This window comes from Acinetobacter sp. YH12156 (assembly GCF_013418235.1).
Lineage (GTDB): Bacteria > Pseudomonadota > Gammaproteobacteria > Pseudomonadales > Moraxellaceae > Acinetobacter > Acinetobacter pseudolwoffii.
In genome coordinates this window covers 36,611-56,479 of sequence record NZ_VPCL01000011.1, presented here as the reverse complement: position 1 = coordinate 56,479, position 19,869 = coordinate 36,611, and the positions used below count along the sequence as shown (strand labels likewise).

The 19,869-nt window shown below is 44.3% G+C and carries 20 protein-coding genes; 8 read left to right on the top strand and 12 right to left on the bottom strand.

From position 1 onward, the window contains the following. Positions 1 to 38 precede the first annotated feature (38 nt). Positions 39 to 1,229 carry a hypothetical protein gene (locus FTU87_RS10185; RefSeq protein WP_180097235.1) on the bottom strand — a complete coding sequence of 397 codons (1,191 nt, stop codon included), beginning with the start codon at positions 1,227 to 1,229 and terminating at the stop codon, positions 39 to 41. Positions 1,230 to 1,591: 362 nt separating this feature from the next. Here FTU87_RS10185 and FTU87_RS10180 point away from each other — a divergent pair, with 362 nt between their 5' ends. Continuing rightward, positions 1,592 to 2,140, top strand: coding sequence for a 1-acyl-sn-glycerol-3-phosphate acyltransferase (locus tag FTU87_RS10180; RefSeq protein ID WP_180097290.1), 549 nt, complete (start codon positions 1,592 to 1,594; stop codon positions 2,138 to 2,140). Positions 2,141 to 2,218: 78 nt separating this feature from the next. Here the strand turns inward: FTU87_RS10180 and FTU87_RS10175 are convergent, their stop codons facing one another. From FTU87_RS10175 to FTU87_RS10165, 3 genes are all read right to left on the bottom strand, one after another. Next, on the bottom strand, positions 2,219 to 2,539 hold the full coding sequence (locus FTU87_RS10175; RefSeq protein WP_005096317.1) for a hypothetical protein: 321 nt from the start codon (positions 2,537 to 2,539) through the stop codon (positions 2,219 to 2,221). Positions 2,540 to 2,673: 134 nt separating this feature from the next. Next, the gene (locus tag FTU87_RS10170) at positions 2,674 to 3,435 is read right to left on the bottom strand and encodes a 3-oxoacyl-ACP reductase (RefSeq protein ID WP_180097233.1); all 762 of its coding nucleotides are present in this window, start codon (positions 3,433 to 3,435) and stop codon (positions 2,674 to 2,676) included. A 99-nt stretch (positions 3,436 to 3,534) separates the two neighbouring features. Next, a complete protein-coding gene (locus tag FTU87_RS10165; protein WP_005171912.1) occupies positions 3,535 to 4,269 on the bottom strand; it encodes a sulfite exporter TauE/SafE family protein in 735 nt (244 codons plus the stop codon). Between the two features lie 244 nt (positions 4,270 to 4,513). On the opposite strand from FTU87_RS10165, the gene FTU87_RS10160 reads away from it, so the two are divergent. Then, the gene (locus FTU87_RS10160) at positions 4,514 to 4,732 is read left to right on the top strand and encodes a hypothetical protein (protein ID WP_005171910.1); all 219 of its coding nucleotides are present in this window, start codon (positions 4,514 to 4,516) and stop codon (positions 4,730 to 4,732) included. A 93-nt stretch (positions 4,733 to 4,825) separates the two neighbouring features. On the opposite strand, the gene rsmD is transcribed toward FTU87_RS10160, so the two are convergent. Together rsmD and mrdA are read right to left on the bottom strand one after the other, a co-directional pair. Further along, positions 4,826 to 5,383, bottom strand: coding sequence for a 16S rRNA (guanine(966)-N(2))-methyltransferase RsmD (gene rsmD, locus FTU87_RS10155; RefSeq protein WP_074383065.1), 558 nt, complete (start codon positions 5,381 to 5,383; stop codon positions 4,826 to 4,828). Between the two features lies 1 nt (position 5,384). Further along, positions 5,385 to 7,436 carry a penicillin-binding protein 2 gene (gene mrdA / locus FTU87_RS10150; protein WP_074383064.1) on the bottom strand — a complete coding sequence of 684 codons (2,052 nt, stop codon included), beginning with the start codon at positions 7,434 to 7,436 and terminating at the stop codon, positions 5,385 to 5,387. A 238-nt stretch (positions 7,437 to 7,674) separates the two neighbouring features. Here mrdA and FTU87_RS10145 point away from each other — a divergent pair, with 238 nt between their 5' ends. The 4 genes from FTU87_RS10145 to FTU87_RS10130 all read left to right on the top strand — a co-directional run bounded on the left by FTU87_RS10145 (position 7,675) and on the right by FTU87_RS10130 (position 10,612). After that, complete coding sequence (locus tag FTU87_RS10145) at positions 7,675 to 8,193, top strand: hypothetical protein (RefSeq protein ID WP_180097231.1); 519 nt, start codon at positions 7,675 to 7,677, stop codon at positions 8,191 to 8,193. Positions 8,194 to 8,258: 65 nt separating this feature from the next. Beyond that, on the top strand, positions 8,259 to 9,575 hold the full coding sequence (locus tag FTU87_RS10140; RefSeq protein WP_005096327.1) for a hypothetical protein: 1,317 nt from the start codon (positions 8,259 to 8,261) through the stop codon (positions 9,573 to 9,575). A gap of 75 nt (positions 9,576 to 9,650) precedes the next feature. Beyond that, entirely contained in the window at positions 9,651 to 10,310 is a 660-nt protein-coding gene (adk, locus tag FTU87_RS10135) for an adenylate kinase (protein WP_005096329.1), read from the top strand. A gap of 86 nt (positions 10,311 to 10,396) precedes the next feature. Further along, the gene (locus FTU87_RS10130) at positions 10,397 to 10,612 is read left to right on the top strand and encodes a DUF3149 domain-containing protein (protein ID WP_005096331.1); all 216 of its coding nucleotides are present in this window, start codon (positions 10,397 to 10,399) and stop codon (positions 10,610 to 10,612) included. A 117-nt stretch (positions 10,613 to 10,729) separates the two neighbouring features. Here FTU87_RS10130 and nth read toward each other — a convergent pair whose 3' ends face one another. After that, positions 10,730 to 11,443 (bottom strand): endonuclease III, encoded by a 714-nt coding sequence (nth, locus tag FTU87_RS10125; protein WP_005096332.1) that lies wholly within the window; start codon positions 11,441 to 11,443, stop codon positions 10,730 to 10,732. Between the two features lie 4 nt (positions 11,444 to 11,447). After that, entirely contained in the window at positions 11,448 to 12,239 is a 792-nt protein-coding gene (locus FTU87_RS10120; RefSeq protein ID WP_100355266.1) for an RnfABCDGE type electron transport complex subunit B, read from the bottom strand. 347 nt (positions 12,240 to 12,586) lie between these two features. On the opposite strand from FTU87_RS10120, the gene gdhA reads away from it, so the two are divergent. Beyond that, positions 12,587 to 13,930 carry an NADP-specific glutamate dehydrogenase gene (gene gdhA, locus FTU87_RS10115; protein ID WP_074383062.1) on the top strand — a complete coding sequence of 448 codons (1,344 nt, stop codon included), beginning with the start codon at positions 12,587 to 12,589 and terminating at the stop codon, positions 13,928 to 13,930. Positions 13,931 to 13,995: 65 nt separating this feature from the next. Here gdhA and FTU87_RS10110 read toward each other — a convergent pair whose 3' ends face one another. The 3 genes from FTU87_RS10110 to rlmH form a co-directional block, all read right to left on the bottom strand. After that, positions 13,996 to 14,769: an META and DUF4377 domain-containing protein gene (locus FTU87_RS10110; protein ID WP_218944864.1), complete on the bottom strand. Its 774-nt coding sequence runs from the start codon at positions 14,767 to 14,769 to the stop codon at positions 13,996 to 13,998. Positions 14,770 to 14,901: 132 nt separating this feature from the next. Beyond that, positions 14,902 to 15,678 carry a class III extradiol ring-cleavage dioxygenase gene (locus tag FTU87_RS10105; RefSeq protein WP_005096339.1) on the bottom strand — a complete coding sequence of 259 codons (777 nt, stop codon included), beginning with the start codon at positions 15,676 to 15,678 and terminating at the stop codon, positions 14,902 to 14,904. Positions 15,679 to 15,788: 110 nt separating this feature from the next. Next, positions 15,789 to 16,271: a 23S rRNA (pseudouridine(1915)-N(3))-methyltransferase RlmH gene (gene rlmH / locus FTU87_RS10100; protein WP_005096341.1), complete on the bottom strand. Its 483-nt coding sequence runs from the start codon at positions 16,269 to 16,271 to the stop codon at positions 15,789 to 15,791. 151 nt (positions 16,272 to 16,422) lie between these two features. Here rlmH and FTU87_RS10095 point away from each other — a divergent pair, with 151 nt between their 5' ends. Next, a complete protein-coding gene (locus FTU87_RS10095) occupies positions 16,423 to 17,370 on the top strand; it encodes a M28 family peptidase (protein ID WP_159138038.1) in 948 nt (315 codons plus the stop codon). Between the two features lie 60 nt (positions 17,371 to 17,430). Here FTU87_RS10095 and lon read toward each other — a convergent pair whose 3' ends face one another. Then, positions 17,431 to 19,857: an endopeptidase La gene (lon, locus tag FTU87_RS10090; RefSeq protein WP_180097227.1), complete on the bottom strand. Its 2,427-nt coding sequence runs from the start codon at positions 19,855 to 19,857 to the stop codon at positions 17,431 to 17,433. Positions 19,858 to 19,869 lie beyond the last annotated feature (12 nt).

Below are 19,869 nucleotides of genomic sequence, written 5' to 3'. Positions count from 1 at the left end.
AATGCCCCAATCTTATGATTGGAGCATTTTAATTTGGTTTAGTTTAGTCGAGAGAGTGTAAAAGTACCTTCGCCACTTACAGTAAATGTTAGTGTATTGGTACCAATAGTGCCTGATAAACCTAAATGTGCATTGGTATCAGAGAGGCCTGCACAACCATTTGTATCGATAGCGATAGCATTAACAAATAATTTACCATTTTGAAGCTGGTAGGTACCATATTCGATACCTGGTCCACCACAAGGTGTTTCCCCAGCTTCAACTTGATCATCTCCTACAGCATCAATTAGGGTATAGGTATTATCCGTTTTGAAAACAAATAATTGTTTACCTGAGCTTGAACTCCACGCACCTATAATTCCTGAGTTATGACGAGGAAATTTAGTAAAAGTTGCACTTTCATTTGGATTTTGGGCTTCTGAAATTTTTAATTCAGTGCCATTCAATGATATTTTCATATCACGTGTAACACCGAAATCCGTTAAACCCCAATCTTCATTCGTGTCTATTGAGGATTGAGCCCGTAAGTCTCCAGACAATGCATCAATAGATAATTCACCGTATTCCATGCCATTGGCGCTATCTGATGGTGCACTGAAAATCGGTTCACCAAGCATATATTTTCCGTCTTTGGTGATTTGCAGTACAACTTCTGACTCTTCATTCTTCGCATACCAAACACCGGCAAGATCTTTGAGCAGTGCTTGGTTAAAGTTATCTTTTGCTGTTTCCGCTGTAACGACCTGTTTAGTTTCAAAACCGACTATGCTTGCAAGGACAGGTTGAAAGCTTTCAATAAACTCTGTTGTCGGTTTGGAAAAATCAATAGAATTGGCAGTGAGTTGAGGCATTGAATCTGGAATTTGGATTCCATCGTCATGCACACCATTAGAATCTAAAGATTGTAAGAAAATGAGCATATTAGTACGTGTCGTTTCGTCCTCAGCTAACTCGACTGGAGTAATACGTTCAGATCCAGTGACAGTTCCAAGGTCGATATTACCGATAGAGAAGGTAATTTCATCACCTTCTTGATATTCAAATTCTCCCTGTGCGTTTGTCGTTTTAGATATACCATTAATGGTATAAGTTGCACCTTCAACAGGGCCATCGGTTAGGACACCTATTTGAGTTGTTGTGGATGGGGGAATGTTAGACGAATCATTATCCGAACCGCCGCAGGCACTAAGTAACCCCGCTAAAGCAAGGCAAAGTAAAGTTTTTTTCATTAGAATCTTCCTGAAATTTATAATGTGGATTCAGTATAAAAAGACCCTCATATTTGCCATATCCCAAAATTAGGAGGTTAAGATCTTTTTAATGTATGAATCCTTTAAATTGGAAAGAAATTCCTATTTATATGGGGAAGCAATCTGAACTATCCGTAAATTGATGTATGAGATAAGTTGAAGGTGGCAAAAATAATCAACTATTCATTTAAAAATTCTAATTATACAAATATAGATTAATTGTTTATTTATTGATCATAGAGCACTATCTATATTTGCCGAGGTTGCTAAAATTCGCGCTATTTTGAATAGAATTGGTGCGTGACGTGTTTGAGAAGTTAGCAGAACAAAGCCTGAACCTGATGGGTTGGGAAATTGATAACCATTGGCCCCTAGATTTAGACCAATGTGTCATGATTGCTGCTCCTCATACCAGTAATTGGGATGCACTGTATGCGCGACTGGCCTTAAAAGCATTGGGCGTAAATGTTCGCTTAACCATTAAAGACAGTTATATGAAATTTCCATTGGGGCCTTTTGTACGGGCGATGGGCGGAATCGGGATTGACCGTCGACCTAAGCAGCCGGGTGAACCGCGTCCGAGCATGGTACAGGTGATGACGGATTTATTTAAGACCCATCCCAAACTGGTCATGCTGGTCACACCAGAAGCAACGCGTGCCAAACAGGAACAGTGGAAAACCGGTTTTTATCATGTTGCGATCAATGCGGGTGTACCGATTGCGTTGGCTTATATGGACTATGCCAAGAAAAAAACTGGCGTAGGTAAAATTGTTTATCCGACAGGGGATTATGAAAAAGATATGGCGGAAATCATGGCATTTTATGTAGATATTCAGCCAAAATTCCCTGAATGTTTCAGTGTCGATCAGCGTTATTATCAGAATTAAAATTGCGTTGTAAAAAGAGCAGGGTATTTTCCCTGCTTTTTTATTGCCTAAGAATTAAGAATATCAGACAAATACTACTTAGTTTTCAGAAGCGGGTAAAATTCCACCGAGGCTTTGACAGGCACTTTTATACAGCTCATATTGCTGTTGCACAACTTCCGATAAGGGAATATCAAATAACTTTTCACCTTGGTGATAATGCTCGATATACGCTTCGGCCTTGGATTTTGTGCTATAGAGCGAATGCTGATAATAATCGGTCATACTGGTATGCGACATCTGTGACATCTCGATCTGGGAGCACTGGAAATTTTGCAGCAGCTGTTCCGATTTTTTCAGATCGCTAGACATACAACCTGCCAGCAATAAGGTACTGAGCAATGTCGTGATAAATTTCATAGAAAATAGACAAAAGGTTTTATGGGAACACCGTATTGTAGAAGTAAAATCCGGTCACAAAACCTTTTTAATCTACCAGATGGTCAAAAAATAGAACAATAGAATCTAAAAATCCCGGTCTATTCTCTGGTCAGTTAACCTTTAACCAAGCCGCCATCCACAATCAGGTTTTGTCCGGTCACGGCACGTGAATAAGGCGATAAAAACATCAGGATTGCAGCAGCAAACTCTTCTGGTGTAATCACGCGGCGTAAAGGAGTTGATTGAGCAATTAGATCAAAAACAAAGTCTGGTGTGGCTTTACTGGCATCTGTGGTTTGTAACAGGCCGCCAGAGAGCATATTGACATTAATACCATATTGTCCCAAATTCTGCGCCGTAGTGCGAGTAAAGGCCAATAAAGCCGCTTTTGCTGCGGTATAGTCATGATAAGGAACCACCGGATTTTGCACTAAGTTTGTGCCGATATTGATGATCCTGCCAAAACCCGTGTGCTTCATATCGTCCAGTGCGGCTTGCGTGGTATTGAGGGCGGCCTGTACTGCACCACTGAATTGACGCGACATGGTCTCCCAAGTTAAATCTTCAACCTTAGGACGATCATCCCCATTAAATTCAAACTGAATCAGCGCATTATTGACGACCGCATGAATCGCTTCCCCGAAATGCTTTTTTGCAGCAGCAAATAAAGTCCGTACCTGATCAGCCTGAGTGACATCGGCCTGATAAATAAAGACCTGCTCGGGATACTGCTGCGCAAGCTGTTCGGCGGTTTGCTGACTGCTATGATAATTGACGACGACGCGAGCACCTTCTGCCAATAGGGCTTGAGTAATCGCCAAACCCAAGCCACGTGCTCCGCCGGTAACGAGAACAATCTGATCACGAATCTGCATAATGATGATCTATATTACGAAATATTGGCCCTAACATAGCAGTTATGTCAGCGGATTCAAGCCTGAGGCAAAGTAAACCAACTCTGCATGAGATTGGGCTTAAATGAATTGGGACGCTATAAGAAAACAGCCGGCGCTGAACAGCAAACTTAGGATAATACGTTTAAACAGCAGTTCAGAAATTTTATAGAAGAGTTTTGCCCCTAAAATGGCCGGAATACTGACAAAAACTATTAACACTGCCATATAGGGTAAATGACTTTGATCGATCATACCTTGCCACAGATAGGTACCGAGTGCGAAGACCTGAACTGCAAAATTAAAATGCCTCAAGATATAGCGTTGCTGGGCTTTCGGGAGTTGTTTCAACATCACCCATGCTGAAGGGACGGCTCCACAAAAACCACCGAGTCCACCTAATATTCCACCCATCAATCCGATACTACTGTCGGCTATTTTTCCCGAGCGCTGAATGGTTTTGATTTGTGGATTGAGCAGCATCAGCGGAGACCAGAGCACCAGAAAAATGCCCAAAACCAATTTAAATGTATCAGCTTGGATGATGTGCAGCAGGTAAGTGCCGAGCGGTACGCCAATCAGACCAGCCACTAAATAAGGCAGTAGCCACTGTTTAGATAATATTGGGGGCTTCTGTTCCTGCGTCAGTGAAATTAAATGACTCCAGATAGAAGCAAATACCAGCAAGGGCGCTGCCAGTTGCGGAGCCAATACCCAGACCCAGAATGACATGGCAATCAGGGCAAAGGCAAAACCGGTCAGCCCCTGTACGAAACCAGCGACCATTGCACCAAGAATAAATAACAGCCAGGTCATAAAGGTCAGGTCAGAAGGAAAGGCAGCAGTATTCTAAAGATCAGGGCAAAAGCCAAGCTTTTAGTTAGCTGTATTTATGCAAATTAAAGTTCAAATGTGCGTAAAATATTAAAACGAAAATAAGGAATGAGTTTTTTATTCCTGCATAAAAATGCATAAATCACTACAACAGAGCAACAATGAGTTCGTTTAGTCTCCATGAACTCGCCTGATACTGATAGGGTGCAGTAAAGAGATTAGGGACATGATTAAAAAAGCGATTTTACTTTCTGTATTGGCAGTGTCATTAACTGGTTGTGTGGTTGATCCATGGGATGATGGTTCTCGTGATCACCGGGATCGCAACGGACATTATGATCGAGACCACAAGGATCGTGACTGGAAAAATCGGGAGCATAGAGATCATCGGGATTGGAAGCGTGACAGAGGTGACAACCGTGATTGGCGCCGTGATCGTGACTAAAATACTTCTCGCGTCTTTCAGTTTGACTATTATTGACAAAAAAGGATTCCACCGCGGAATCCTTTTTTTAATGGGTCTTAATTGTGACTTTATTTAAGAAACACTTTTTTGATAAAGCCCTGCACGCACTGTACCGGCTTTGGTATTTTTAATGAGTCGCCATGACACTGGTAATTTAAGCAACTGTAGATCACGGTCTGCTTCCACATAAATATAAGCATTATTTTTCACCAGATGATCCGCCTGTAATGCCAGCTCTTCCCATAAGTTCAGGTTATACGGTGGATCGAGAAAAACCAGATCAAATTGTGTTTGCAGGCTGGTTAAAGCTTGCTGCGCCGTTGCTATTTTCAATTGGGCGCGTGCTTTGGTGACTTGTAATAGTTCAAGATTCTGGGTCAGGAATTGTGCCTGAGTACGATCCGGTTCAATCATGACGACTGAGGCCGCACCACGCGATAAGGCTTCAAAAGCCAAGGCACCAGATCCTGCACAAATGTCCAAAACCTGTGCATTTTGTACGTCCCACATAAGCCAGTTAAACAGGGTTTCGCGTACTCGATCAGGCGTCGGGCGTAAACCCTCAATACTGGCAAAAGGTAGTTGACGACGTTTCCAGTCACCCCCAATAATTCGAAGTTGGTTTTTCATTTTAGTCTCGTTCTACCGGTGTGGGAGCAGGAGGTGCTACAGCTGGAGCAGCTGCATTTGCAGATGGATTGGTGGCAGGATCTGGTGGCTGAATATTGGCTGGAGCTACAGTTGCTGCATCTTGACTCAACATGCCTGCACCACTTGGCAATTCAGCAGGCTTGATTCCGGCTGTCATCAGACCACCACTGAGCTGATGACCTTGCGGGCGTACCGGCTTCTTATCTTTATGCAGCAACCAATAATCAAAAATCGGACGAGCCAGCACAGTGGCTGCACTACCGCCACGACCATTTTCCAGAATGACCGCAATCGCAATTTCAGGATTTTCAGCAGGTGCAAAACCGACAAACAGGCCATGATCCAGCTGACGGTCGGTCAATAAGGATTCATTATAACGCTTGCCTTGAGCAATGCTCTTCACCTGAGCTGTACCGGTTTTACCTGCAATGGAATATTGTAAGCCACTTTTGATGCCTCGGCCTGTACCAGATTGAATCACGTCGACCATGGCATCACGCATCTTGATCCAGTCTTCTTCCTGACCATTAAAATCGATCTTGCCGTGGGTACCATTATGTACCTTGAACGCTTTGGCACCGCGACTTTCACGTAACACATGCGGAATGACTTTATTGCCATGGTTGGCGGTAATGGCCGTTGCCATGGCCAGTTGTAACGGCGTTGAAGTGAAAGCCCCCTGACCGATACTCACCGAAATAGTTTCACCTCGTAACCATTTGGCGTTACGGGTACGCATCTTCCATTCCGGGTTCGGGTACAGTCCTGAGCTTTCACTTGGTAAATCCACGCCGGTTTTTTCACCAAAACCAAACTGACGCATCCAGGTGTTCATTTTCTCAATGCCCATGCGGTAGGACATGACATAGAAATAAGTATCACAAGAAACGACCTGAGCTTTGTGCATGTTGACTGCGCCATGCCCGGATTTTTTATGGTCACGGAAGCGGTGACTATCGCCCGGCAGACTGAAATAGCCCGGATCAGAAATAGTGGTATCCCAGTCCACCAGACCATAATGCAGGCCGCCCAATGCAAACATCGGTTTAATGGTTGAACCAGGAGGATAAACCCCTTGCACGGCGCGGTTGTATAAAGGTTGATCCAGATTATCACGCAGATCACTATAATCTTTATGACTGATACCGGTCACAAACAGATTTGGATTGAAACTTGGGCTGGAAACCAGCGCCAGAATTTCCCCAGTTTTCGGATTCATCGCCACAATCGCACCACGGCGTCCAGCCAGTTGCTCTGAAGCCACCACCTGCAAACCATAATCCAGTGACAAGAACAGATCATTACCGCGCACCGGATCCTTACGGCCCAAATGCCGTAGCACATTACCAAAAGCATCCGCTTCTACCGATTCATTTCCTGGCACCCCATGCAGAAGTTCTTCATAGGATTTTTCTACCCCAATTTTCCCGATCAGGTTGGTCCCGGCATACAGATCCTTGTCAATGGCTTTGAGTTCTTTGTCATTAATCCGGCCCACATAACCAATCACATGGGCAAACAGGTCGCCATGCGGATAATAGCGGGTCATCTGGGTTTCAATATTCACGCCCGGAAACTGATATTTGACCTCGCTAAAACGGGCAATATCATTTTCATTCAGGTTGAGCTTGATCGAAACCCGTTCGGTTCTACGTGCTGTTTTGATCCGGCTTTGGAAGCGTTCAATATCTTCTTCGGTCAGCTCCAGAATAGGCTTCAGACGTTCCAAAGTCTGGTCAATATCCTGCACATCAGCGCGGCTTAAAGTTGCGGTAAAAACCGGGTAGTTATCGGCCAGCAATACGCCGTTACGGTCATAAATATAACCGCGCGCTGGAGGCAGAGGTTGTAGACGAATCCGGTTTTGGTCAGAAGCGGTACTGAAGGTCTCGAAATTAAAGAGTTGTAAATAAGCATAGCGGCTGACCAGCAGCAGCATAAAAAAGATGACGATTCCAACAGAAATCCATACTCGACTACGATAGATGCGCTTTTCTTGTTGTGCATTTTTTAAAGGAAAGTGCTGCTTCATACGCGATCGACTTGAGACCTGAGGAAAGGAGGAAAGAATCAAAGTGGAATATTCTAACGCAACTGGACTTGATTTGATAATGAAAAACTGCCATTACGATCAGTTCCTTTAAGCTTTGACTTTGCAGACATGAAAATTGTAAAGTGCTGTATATAAGAGTTGTGATAATTCTGATACAGTAAAATCGAATAAAAATAGGACTATACCAAAAACTATAATTAAGGAAGATGGTGAAGGAATGAACAAGGTTTACCCTTTGTTGGCGTTTGCATTGTGGGCGAACGGGGCCTATGCACATGATCAAATCAATAATACTGCAGATAAAGTAGAAGCGACTCAGGCAAAAGCCTTTAATGTTGGGGCTGGTTTTACCCGGAAGCTGGTACATTTAAATACTGAATGGGTTAATCCTTATGGGATTGCTTATGTGAAAGGTGGGGTTTTTCTGGATGATGATCGAACGATAGGGGGACAAGTAGGCTTTCGTTATCCTGCGCATCTGACCGGCAAGGATGAAAATGGGTATTATGTCGGAGGCTATGCGGGTCATATTGAAAGCAAACGCGTCGACAATGAATACAAGGCCCGCTTAGGTGCTGGAATTGATTTGGCCTATGTTTTGTTGAGTTCAGAGCGAATCAGCAGTTTTAGTGTCGGCATTGGTGCCGGAGAGAAATTTGAAGATCGAAATGGTCGTGTGGTGGCCGAAACTGAACCGCGACTACAATTTTCCTATACTTTAAGTATCGGTTTATAGACAAAATATTTGACCTTATAAATATGTGTATTCTGTGAACAAAAAATTAAATATGGAACTTATGCATGCTTGAGTACGTCAACGAATTGTGGCAAACCTTTGTGAATCGCCCGGATTTTTGGGCCGTGCTCAGCATTATTCCGGTGACCGCATTTGTAACGTGGGCTCACGTCTGGATGGCACTGAAAATGGTGTTTTATCCGATCAATTTTTGGGGTGTCCATCTCGGTCCTGTACCTGTCGGCTGGCAGGGGATCGTGCCACGCAAAGCTGGCCGTATTTCAGGCATTATTACCGATAACACTTTGTCTAAATTGGGTTCTATTCGCGAGTTTTTAGAGGCGATGGATCCAGATGATATGGCACGGATCATTGGTGAACAGGTTGGTTTTGAACTTGAACATCTGATTGATGAAGTGATGATGGATCGTAATGCAGTCCTTTGGGAAAACCTGCCTTTTGCCATCAAACGCAGAATTTATGCACAGGCACAAAAACAAATGCCGGCAATTTTGCGTGAATTGGTGACCGAGCTGACCATGAACGTCGAGTCACTTGTCGATATGCGTGAAATGGTGGTCAGCCAGATGGAAGGTGACCGTCGGTTAATGGTGCGCATGTTCCTGAAAGTGGGCCAAAAAGAAATCAATTTTATTTGGCATATCAGTGCACTCATCGGCATGTTCTTTGGTATTTTCCAGATGATTGTCTGGTTCGTGGTGCCTTGGCACTGGACTGTCCCGTTCTGGGCTGCCATCTGGGGCTTTTTGACTAACTGGATTGCGATCTGGATGGTATTCAACCCGCTCTATCCGCACCCGGTAAAGTACCCGCAATTCTTTAGCCGTACCACAAGTCGCAAGTTTCCATGGATTAAACCTGTCATTCCGCGTATTGGCACCTATAACATACAAGGCGCATTTATGAAACGTCAGGATGAAGTCTCTGATGTTTTCGCAAGTGTAGTCACAGAAGATCTGATTACGTTAAAATCGATCATGACCGAGATGATGTATGGCGGGAAAAAAGACAAAACCCGCCGCATTGTCAAACGTCATATTAATGAAATTATGGAAACACCCCTGGTTCGGACCTCTTTACAGCTGTCTTTAGGGCCAAAAGAGTATGCAAAACTCAAGACGGACTTGATCGATCGCTCGATTGAAATTACGATGGTGCCTGTATGCGACCCAGCATTTAATGCGAGCCGTGCACAGAAAATCTATCAAATGTTTAGAGACCGCATACGCGAGTTGACTCCGAAGGAGTTTCAGAATCTTTTACGTCCTGCATTTCAGGAAGATGAATGGATTCTGATTTTATTGGGTGGGGTAACCGGTTTTGTCGCGGGTTTAATCCATTTGTTTGTGGCTTTCTTATAATGAGATGCCGGGGGACACAATCGGGCGATTGTGGTCGTGGCGTCATACATATTGTTTAAATGAGGATGTTTATATATGCGCATTATCTTACTCGGACCACCTGGAGCAGGTAAAGGTACACAAGCTCAGTTGATCTGTAAGCGCTACAATATCCCACAAATTTCAACCGGTGATATGCTCCGTGCTGCAATTCGTGAAGGAACTGAATTAGGTCTACAAGCTAAAAGTGTCATGGACAATGGCGGTTTGGTTTCTGATGAGTTGATCATTGGTCTGGTCAAAGAGCGTATTGCGCAACCTGATTGTGTAAATGGCTGTATTTTTGATGGTTTCCCGCGTACCATTCCTCAAGCAGAAGCTTTAGAAAACGAAGGTATCAACATCGATCACGTGATTGAAATCGATGTTCCAGATGAAGAGATCGTACAACGTCTTTCTGGCCGTCGTCAGCACCCGGCATCTGGCCGTGTGTATCACATCGTTTACAACCCGCCAAAAGTGGAAGGTAAAGATGACGAAACGGGTGAAGATCTGGTTCAGCGTCCAGATGATCTGGAAGCGACAATTCGTAAGCGTTTAGGTTCTTACCATACTGAAACGGAGCAACTGGTGGGCTTCTATCAGGGCCGTGCAGCATCAGGTGAAAATGCACCGACTTACAACAAGTTAAACGGTCTGCGTCCAATCGATCAGGTTCAGACTGAGCTTTTCGCGATTCTGGATCAAGCAAAATAATCGGCTAACGATGATTTTGACAATCGAAGAGCCCTAAGTCATATTAGGGCTCTTTTTTATTGCGTATTTGAACAGGTGCTATGGCTATGAAATTTGGCGTGTTGGTATTAATGGTTATATTTCTGGCAGTGTTGATGGGTCTGTTCTATATGAGTTTTAAAATACTGAATAAAGTACGTCAGGAAGAACGTGCAGAAAATGCAGCCAAGCATCCACAACGCCAGTTGCACCCGAAATTGCAGGCGGAGCTTGAACAGCGCAAAAAAGAACAGGAACAGGCTGAACACGATCAGAATAAATAATTCGGCATGCTTCAGTGGAAGCTGAGTCCAGTTTTAAATAAAAGCGGTATGCTGAAAATTGTAGAAAAGGTGAGGTATTGATCACCTTTTTTTCGGTCTTAGTTTAGTTCTGCAATTCTATTCAGAAATAGCGATATTCTTCACTGCAATTGCGCGTGCTGCACCAAATTCAAAACGATCAGGCCAGTTACACACATCGGCGACCACACATTCATGACATTTCGGTTTACGGGCAATACAGCAATAACGGCCATGTAAAATCAGCCAGTGATGAGAATCAATGATAAATTCTTTCGGAATCACTTTGACCAGTCGATGCTCAACTTCAAGCACATTTTTACCTGTAGCCAGCCCGGTACGGTTACCAACCCGGAAAATATGTGTATCCACCGCCATGGTCGGTTGACCAAAGGCAGTATTCAGCACCACATTGGCCGTTTTCCGTCCCACACCCGGCAAGGCTTCCAGATCCGCACGATTATCCGGTACCACGCTGTTGTGCTTCTGAATCAGCATCTCACAGGCTTTAATTACGTTGACTGCTTTTGAGTTATATAAACCAATGGTCTTGATATATTCCTTTAAACCATCCACACCGAGCGCATAAATCGCTTCCGGTGTATTGGCGACTGGAAACAGTTTGTCCGTGGCCTTATTCACGCTGACATCGGTGGCTTGGGCAGAGAGCGTTACTGCCACCAGTAATTCAAAGGGATTGGCATAATTCAGTTCGGTTTTCGGATTGGGGCGCTGTTCACGCAGGCGTTCAAAAAAGGTCTGAATCTGTTTTTTGGTCATGTTTTTTACAGGTTTTGTGCTCGCAGTGGTCATGTACTTATCCCTGTAAGGTCTGTAATTTTTCAGCTAATTCTGTCAGTTGCAGGCGTTTGCTGGCATCTTCACGAACCGAAAGCTGTTTTTCCAGCTTTTTAATTTGGGTGCGTAGTTTTGCCAGTTCAATCGTGGTTTTAGAATCTAGCGTAATCGGAGTATTCGCCGGCTTATTCACGACTCCAATCACAGGAAGCTGCTCATTTAAAGCAGAGAACTGGGCAAACAGGGCAGTATTGATTTCTGCACGGACGACTGGGCCCTTGCGGTCAGTACGGCGTTTTTCTTCACGCTGGATATGCGCATAATAGCGCTGACGTAAATCGTCCTGCTCAGCAATACGCTGTGCTTCAGTCGGCAAAGGCTGTGGGTCTTCGACCAGATCGATACAGTCAACCGGACACGGTGGAATGCACAGTTCGCAGCCAGTACACAGATCGGTCAGAATTGTATGCATCAGTTTGCCGGCGCCAATAATCGCATCGACCGGGCAGGCGCTAATACATTTGGTACAGCCTATACATTCATCTTCACGAATTACGGCTTTGATGCGCTGCGGGCGACCGTCGGCTTGAATGGGCCAGACACTTTCTTCTGCCACAAGTTCAGGACGATTTAATAATGCAGCCAAAGCATCGGCAACAGGCTGTCCGCCTGGCACACATTTATTGGCATTTTCACCCTCAGCAATCGACTGGGCATAAGGTAAACATCCGTCACGATGACCACAGAGTCCACATTGGGTTTGAGGGAGTAAAGCATCAATCGATTGGACCAGAGAAATTGGCGAATTCATGAATAACCAGAGCTGCTCATGCTGAGCTTTGCAGTAAGTGAAACAAAATATGTCGAGTTATGCATTTTAACATATTTTTAAACTCCTAAGTCGTGCGCAATTAAGGGTCAAGTTATGCCTTATTATTAAGCATAAATCTGAATCTAAGCCTTGATTCAATTGGCATTTCCTGACATAGAAAAAATATTCATAATCAATATAAATATTTGTTATCAAATTAATTTTAAAGTATTTTCAAAAAAAGTATTGTAGATTAGTTACAAAAGATATTTAATATTTTGCGCCAAAATTTAACATTGATTGTAAATTTGACCAATTTTGATCCATTTTCTGCTGAGGATTAAGCGTTGAAATACAACACACTTAATGAGTTCCTAGATTACGTAAAATCACGTGATGCACACCAACCAGAATTTCTTCAAGCTGTCGAAGAAGTGATGACCAGTTTGTGGCCATTCATTCAAAAGAATCCACAATACGCAGCACATGGTTTGCTAGAACGTCTAGTTGAGCCAGAACGTGCGATCCAGTTCCGAGTTTCTTGGGTAGATGACCAAGGTCAAACTCAGGTAAACCGTGCGTTCCGCGTACAATACAACTCAGCGATCGGTCCATTTAAAGGTGGTATGCGTTTCCACCCTTCAGTGAATCTTTCAATCCTAAAATTCTTAGGCTTTGAGCAAACATTTAAAAATGCTTTAACCACACTTCCTATGGGTGGTGGTAAAGGCGGTTCTGATTTTGACCCTAAAGGCAAATCAGAAGGCGAAATCATGCGTTTCTGCCAAGCTTTAATGATCGAGCTATATCGTCACCTGGGTGCGAACACAGATATCCCTGCAGGTGATATTGGTGTGGGCGGTCGTGAAGTGGGCTATATGGCCGGCATGATGAAAAAATTAAGTAACGACACTGCATGTGTATTCACCGGTAAAGGTTTAACCTTCGGTGGTTCATTGGCGCGTCCGGAAGCAACGGGTTACGGTACTGTGTATTTCGCTGAGGAAATGCTCAAGTCTCGTGGCGAAAGCTTCAAAGACAAAGTTGTCGCAATTTCAGGTTCTGGTAACGTTGCGCAATATGCTGCTGACAAAGCGTTGTATCTGGGCGCGAAAGTGGTTTCACTTTCTGACTCTGCGGGTACGGTTCACGTCAAAGACGGTTTCACTGAAGCATTGCTTGCTGAAGTGATGGAACTTAAAAACGTAAAACGGGGTCGTATTTCAGAATTTGCCTCTAAACATGGTTTTGAATATCTGGAAGGACAACGTCCTTGGGGTATTCCATGTGATATCGCACTGCCATGCGCGACTCAAAACGAACTGGATGCGGAGGATGCTGAAAAGCTTCTCGCAAATGGCGTGATCTGTGTCGCTGAAGGTGCAAACATGCCTTCAACCTTGGCTGCTGTAGAGAAATTCATTGAAGCGAAAACGCTTTATGCGCCAGGTAAAGCATCAAATGCAGGTGGTGTTGCCACTTCTGGTCTGGAAATGTCGCAAAATGCATTGCGTTTAGGCTGGACCTTTGAGGAAGTTGATGAGCGTTTACATGCGATCATGAAAGAAATTCACCGTAACTGCGTAAAATTCGGTACCAAAGAAGACGGTACTGTGAACTATGTAGACGGTGCCAACATTGCAGGCTTCGTAAAAGTGGCTGATGCAATGCTTGCTCAAGGCGTATTCTAAGTCTGATTGAGTGTCGCTTTAAAAAAACCGAGGCCATAGCCTCGGTTTTTTTATGGATAGATATTTTATAATGAACCTTTCAGGGCTTCGCGCTCGACTGCCATGTCATAAATATAAGCATATTTAGATTGATCTGCCGCAGGGTTCTTAATTTCAAAACGTTTTAGCCGAATAATCTGGCGTTCATTCGGTGAATGCTGAAAACCTTCAATCTGGTCATAGAATAATGTCCAGTCCTTATCGACCTGGGTCTTCAGACCGTTTTGATCATATTTAACCTGTTTAACTTGCAAGCAGCTTTGCTGAGCCACACCGGTACATGATTTGGTATCTGGGGAAATTTCCAGAAAAATTGTTTCAGCTTGCCCCTGATATCTGGTTTCCGGAGTCATTTTCCCGGTAAATTCATATTTTTGACCATCGGCAGCGGAAAGCGTTAGGGTCGGCTGGTCAAGGTTCGTGGTATTGAGCGCAAAAGGAATTGCACGTTTTTGTAAAAGCTGGCTGACAAAGCGTTCCTGTTGCATCAGTGCGGTATCGCAGGCCATTTCGGTTCCTATGACTTCGCTGGTGCTGATAATATTATCTTTCACTGACCAGTTTGTACTGAGTCCATTGCAGCCCGTCACGGCGCTCAGGCGGCCTTGAGCATCGAAACTGAGCACGATTGGTCGTTCCAGCCCGCGATCTAGTTGCCAGTGGTAGGCAGAAAGAAGCTGATTTGCACTTTTTTGTTGTAGGGTAGCCACTGTACGATCTCCAGCCTGCTGAATATCACCAGACTGACAGGCTGCAAAAGTTAAAGGTAATAATGCCAGTACAATAAATTTTAATTTCATGGATTTATAATAAAGAACAAAGAATTGAAATGATAACGGATGCATTTCTAAAAGATATGGATACATATCGCAGATTTTGGTTGCAAAATGTATCCAAATTTAAAAGTTAAAATTTTAAGTTTTCAATCAAGATTAATCGAAGCGGTAAACATCCATGCCCAGAGAACCCATGCTAAAACTGCTATGTACCAGACTAAAACGGCTTCCGGTCCCCATCGCAAAGAAGATCGGGGCAAAATGCTCCAGTGTTGGATGATTACGCGCCATGTGTGGAATATTGGACCAGTCCAGTATCGCATCATAATCGCTATGGGCCAGTTTATGGACGACAAAATTGCGGAAATCTGATGCCCATACCGGTACATCAGCCGCCGTTCCATCCCAAGACAGTTCACGTAGGTTATGCGTGATACTGCCTGAACCAATCAGCAGGATTTGCTGCTCACGTAGCGGTGCCAGACTTTGACCAATTTTATAGATTTCATCGGCACTCATCGACATGGGCAAGGAAATTTCAACCACTGGAATATCCGCATCCGGATACATATGCAGCAGCGGCATCCACACGCCATGATCACGTGGACGAGTACTATTGGCATGTGCGGCAAAACCGGCATTGGCCAGCAAACCCAAGATCTGCTCGGCCAGTTCAGGATTTCCCGGTGCAGGATAGCGTAATTGATACAGCTCTGGCGGGAAACCACGGAAATCATGCCAGGTCTCTGGTCGAATACCGCTACTGACTTCCAGTGCCTCACTTTCCCAGTGCGCTGACATGATAATAATCGCTTCCGGGCGTGGCAGGTTTTCGCTTAAACGATGCAAGGCAGGACCCACTTGCTCAGGATTCAGCGCCAGCATAGGAGAGCCATGAGAAATAAATAAGCCGGGCAACGTTTGTAAGTTCATAAGTCAAACCACATCTAGAAGATGTCTCAATAATGCATTAAAAATAGCGAAAAAAGCAGGAGGAATTATTCAACAAAACGTTGCATAAACAGAACGCTTCAGCAACGTCATTAACCTGCACGATGGTAGGGATGATTATGGTTAATGGTCATTGCACGGTACAGTTGTTCAATCAGCATGACCCGAACCATGGGATGGGGGAGTGTGAGCTTAGACAGGGACCAATGCCATGCAGCAGCTTTACGTACTGCTTCCGAATGACCATCTGGCCCGCCAATCGCCAGTACCACATCATTGCCTTCCAGCATCCAGCCTTTCATGGTTTCAGCCAGTTTTTCGGTACTGAACTCACGTCCACCCACTTCTAGCGCAATCAGGATTTCGTTCTGCTTGAGTGCATTTAAAATGCTGTCACCCTCAATATTTCGATATTTCAGGATATCCGCTTCAGAATCGTTTTTGCCGCGCTTGGCCATGGGCAGTTCAATAATCTGGGTCTGTACAAAGGGCTGAATACGTTTGAAATAATCTTCAAAACCAGTCAGCACCCATGCTGGCATTTTTTGACCAATGGTCAGGATACGGATTTTCATACAGACAGATCAATAATTGGATACTTCATTATAACGATCAAACAACACGAAGTTGAGTCAGGAAACAAATTGAAATTGAAATGAAGGATTTAGTGCTGCTTTAATGTCCTGAGTTCAAGTCTCCGCTTGATAAAGGAATGGATAATAATAAATGCGGACTAAGGTCATCATAAAAGGATGTTGTACTTTGCTGCTGTTGGTCACCGGTCTAATCGGCTCAAGTCTCAGTACCGCCAATACCAACACACGCGCTCAAATTTCTCATCTGGAATTGTTTTTCAGCCAGATCATGAGTGTCGATGAATTTCGAAATTACAAGAATGTTAAAGAACTGAACCGAGTGTCTGCATGGATTAAAGGACAGATGCAGCGTTTTGGCATTCCCTGTCAGTTTCAGGTCTATGTAGTTAATAGCCTAAGCTATCGAAATGTCATTTGCCATTTAAATGCTCAGGCCAAAACCAAAATGGTCATGGGCACGCATTATGATGTCTTTAGTGATCGATATGGTGCTGACAATAATGCCTCGGGAGTGGCAGGTTTACTGGAAACCGCAAGATTATTGGCCTTGCAAAAATCCAAGCTCAAACATGAGATCGAATTTGCTTTTTATACCTTGGAAGAGCCGCCTTTTTTCAAGACAGAACATATGGGCAGCTATATTCATGCCAAGTCGCTCAAGAAAAAAAAGCAGAAGCTGAAAGGTGTGGTGATTCTGGATTCAATTGGCTATTTTGATGAAAATCTGGTGCAGACTTATCCGGTGGGGTTGAAATGGATTTATCCAGATCATGGGAACTTTATTGCTGCCATTGGTCATTTGGCCTCGACTGGCATGACCGGAGATTATTGTACTGCCATGCAAAGTCTTAACCGTCTGGAATGTCAACGTTTTATCAGCCCAACTTTTGCTCAGGACATGAATTTTTCTGGTTATCTGAATTATGCCAAATTCAATTATTCGACCATGTTAATTACTGATACGGCGCATTATCGTAACCCTTATTATAATACTGAGCTGGACACCTTGGATAAACTGGATCTGAAAAAGATGACCTATGTGATTGATGGGCTGGTAGCGATGGCCTTGCAACCTTAATCAATTTCTTTACACAATAAAAAACCCTGCCGGAGCAGGGTTTTGGCAAATCAGCTTATCTTAATGACGGGCTGCTTTCGCTTCTTCTTTGGTTTTCACAATTGGTGCTTTAACCAAGGCTTTTGGCAAAGAGGTCAGTGCCAGCGGTAAAATCTCATCAATCGATTTTACGGCTTTAATTTCTAGACCTTCTTTGACATTTTCTGGAATTTCCGCCAGGTCACGTACGTTTTCCTGTGGAATGAAGACCAGCTTGATGCCACCACGATGGGCTGCCAAAAGTTTCTCTTTCAAGCCACCGATACGCAGCGCACGACCGCCCAGACTGGTTTCACCTGTCATCGCGATATCCGGACGAATCGGAATCCCGGTAAATGCAGATACCAATGCAGTGGTCAATGCCAAACCTGCGGATGGACCATCTTTCGGTGTCGCACCTTCCGGTAAATGCACGTGCACATCGGTTTCTTCAAAGCGGGACGCTTCGATGCCAAGCTCATCTGCACGGGTACGCACCACAGTCATGGCAGCGGTAATTGATTCTTTCATGACATCGCCAAGAGAACCGGTGGTAATGAACTTGCCTTTACCTGGAACGGCTGCAACCTCAATGGTCAGCAATTCGCCACCCACCGAAGTCCAGGCCAGACCATTGACACGGCCGATTTGTGCTTCTTCTTCCGCCATACCATAGTCAAATTTATGTGCGCCCAAGTAATCTGGAAGATTGCCTGCTGTCACTTCAATCTGAAGGTTTTTGGCTTTTTTGCTCACCGCTTCTTTGACCACTTTACGTGCAATTTTGGATACTTCACGCTCAAGGCTACGTACACCGGCTTCACGGGTATAACGGCGCACGATGTCACGAATCGCTTCTTCATGCACAGTTAACTCTTTAGCACGCAGGCCATTATTTTTAATGGCTTTTGGTACCAGATAACGATCTGCAATATTGACTTTTTCTTCTTCGGTATAACCCGGAAGACGAATCACTTCCATACGATCCAGCAAGGCTTCAGGAATGTTCATGCTGTTTGCGGTACAGATAAACATTACTTCAGACAGATCCAGATCCAGATCCAGGTAGTGATCACTGAACTTGTTGTTCTGTGATGGATCGAGGACTTCGAGCATCGCAGACGCCGGATCACCACGGTAATCTTGCGCCATCTTGTCGATTTCATCGAGCAAGAACAACGGGTTTTTCACCCCAACTTTAGTCAATGACTGCACGATTTTACCTGGCATCGCACCGATATAGGTACGACGATGACCACGAATCTCGGCTTCGTCACGTACACCACCCAGCGCCATACGTACAAATTCACGACCAGTTGCTTTGGCAATCGACTCACCCAGTGAGGTTTTACCAACACCCGGAGGGCCGACTAAACACAGAATCGGGCCACGCAATTTTTTCACACGCGACTGAACCGCAAGATATTCCACAATGCGATCTTTGACATCGTCCAGACCATAGTGGTCTGCATCCAGAATTTCCTGTGCTTTGTTCAGGTTAATGCTGACTTTGCTGGCTTTATTCCACGGTGTATCCAGAATCACTTCCAGATAGTTGCGAACAACTGCTGCTTCACTTGAGGCAGGCTGCATCGCTTTGAGTTTACGGAATTCGTTTTCAGCTTTCTTGCGTACATGCTCAGGCAGATCTGCTTCAGCAAGACGTTTTTCAATTTCAGCGACATCATCTTCCGCGCCGCCGTTCATGTCGGAAAGCTCGCGCTGAATGACTTTCATTTTTTCATTCAGGAAGTATTCGCGCTGGTTCTTTTCCATCTGACGTTTAACAGAGTCATGCAGGGTTTGCTCAATCTGCTGTTCTTCAGATTGTTGCAATAGATAAGTCATCAGCTCAGTTAAATGCGCTTCGAATTCATCATGTTCCAGGAATTTTTGTTTGACATCAATATTCAATGGAACACGGGTCGCCACGAAGAATAATAACTGTAACAGGTCTTCAATTTTGTTGGCTGCGGTGATCAGTTCACGCGCATTACGAAGTTTCGCTTCTGCATATTGAGCAAAAAGCGCACGTAATTCTTGCAAGCGCACGGCTTGAGTGTCTTCATCCACCGTAACGGTCATTGGGCTGAGTTCATGTTCTGCTGTCAGATACTCATTTTCGTCAATGATGGTTTTCAGTTTGGCACGGTGCAGTCCTTCAATCAGGACTTTGATACAGTTTTCATCATTTTCGTGATTCACAACTTGCACAATCTTCGCGACAGTACCGTATTGATATAAATTGTCGTGATCAATTTCTTCTGTAAGCGAATCTTTTTGCGCAACTACAAATACTAGATTGTCACTGTTACGAGCCACATCAACTGCATTGATCGATTTTTCACGACCGACAAACAGCGCAATTTGCATATGCGGATAAACCACCACATCACGCAGCGCCAAAAGGGGTAGTACACTTGGAACCTGAGGCTCTAAGGTTTCTTGATTCATAATAATTTCAGACATGAGCACTCCTAA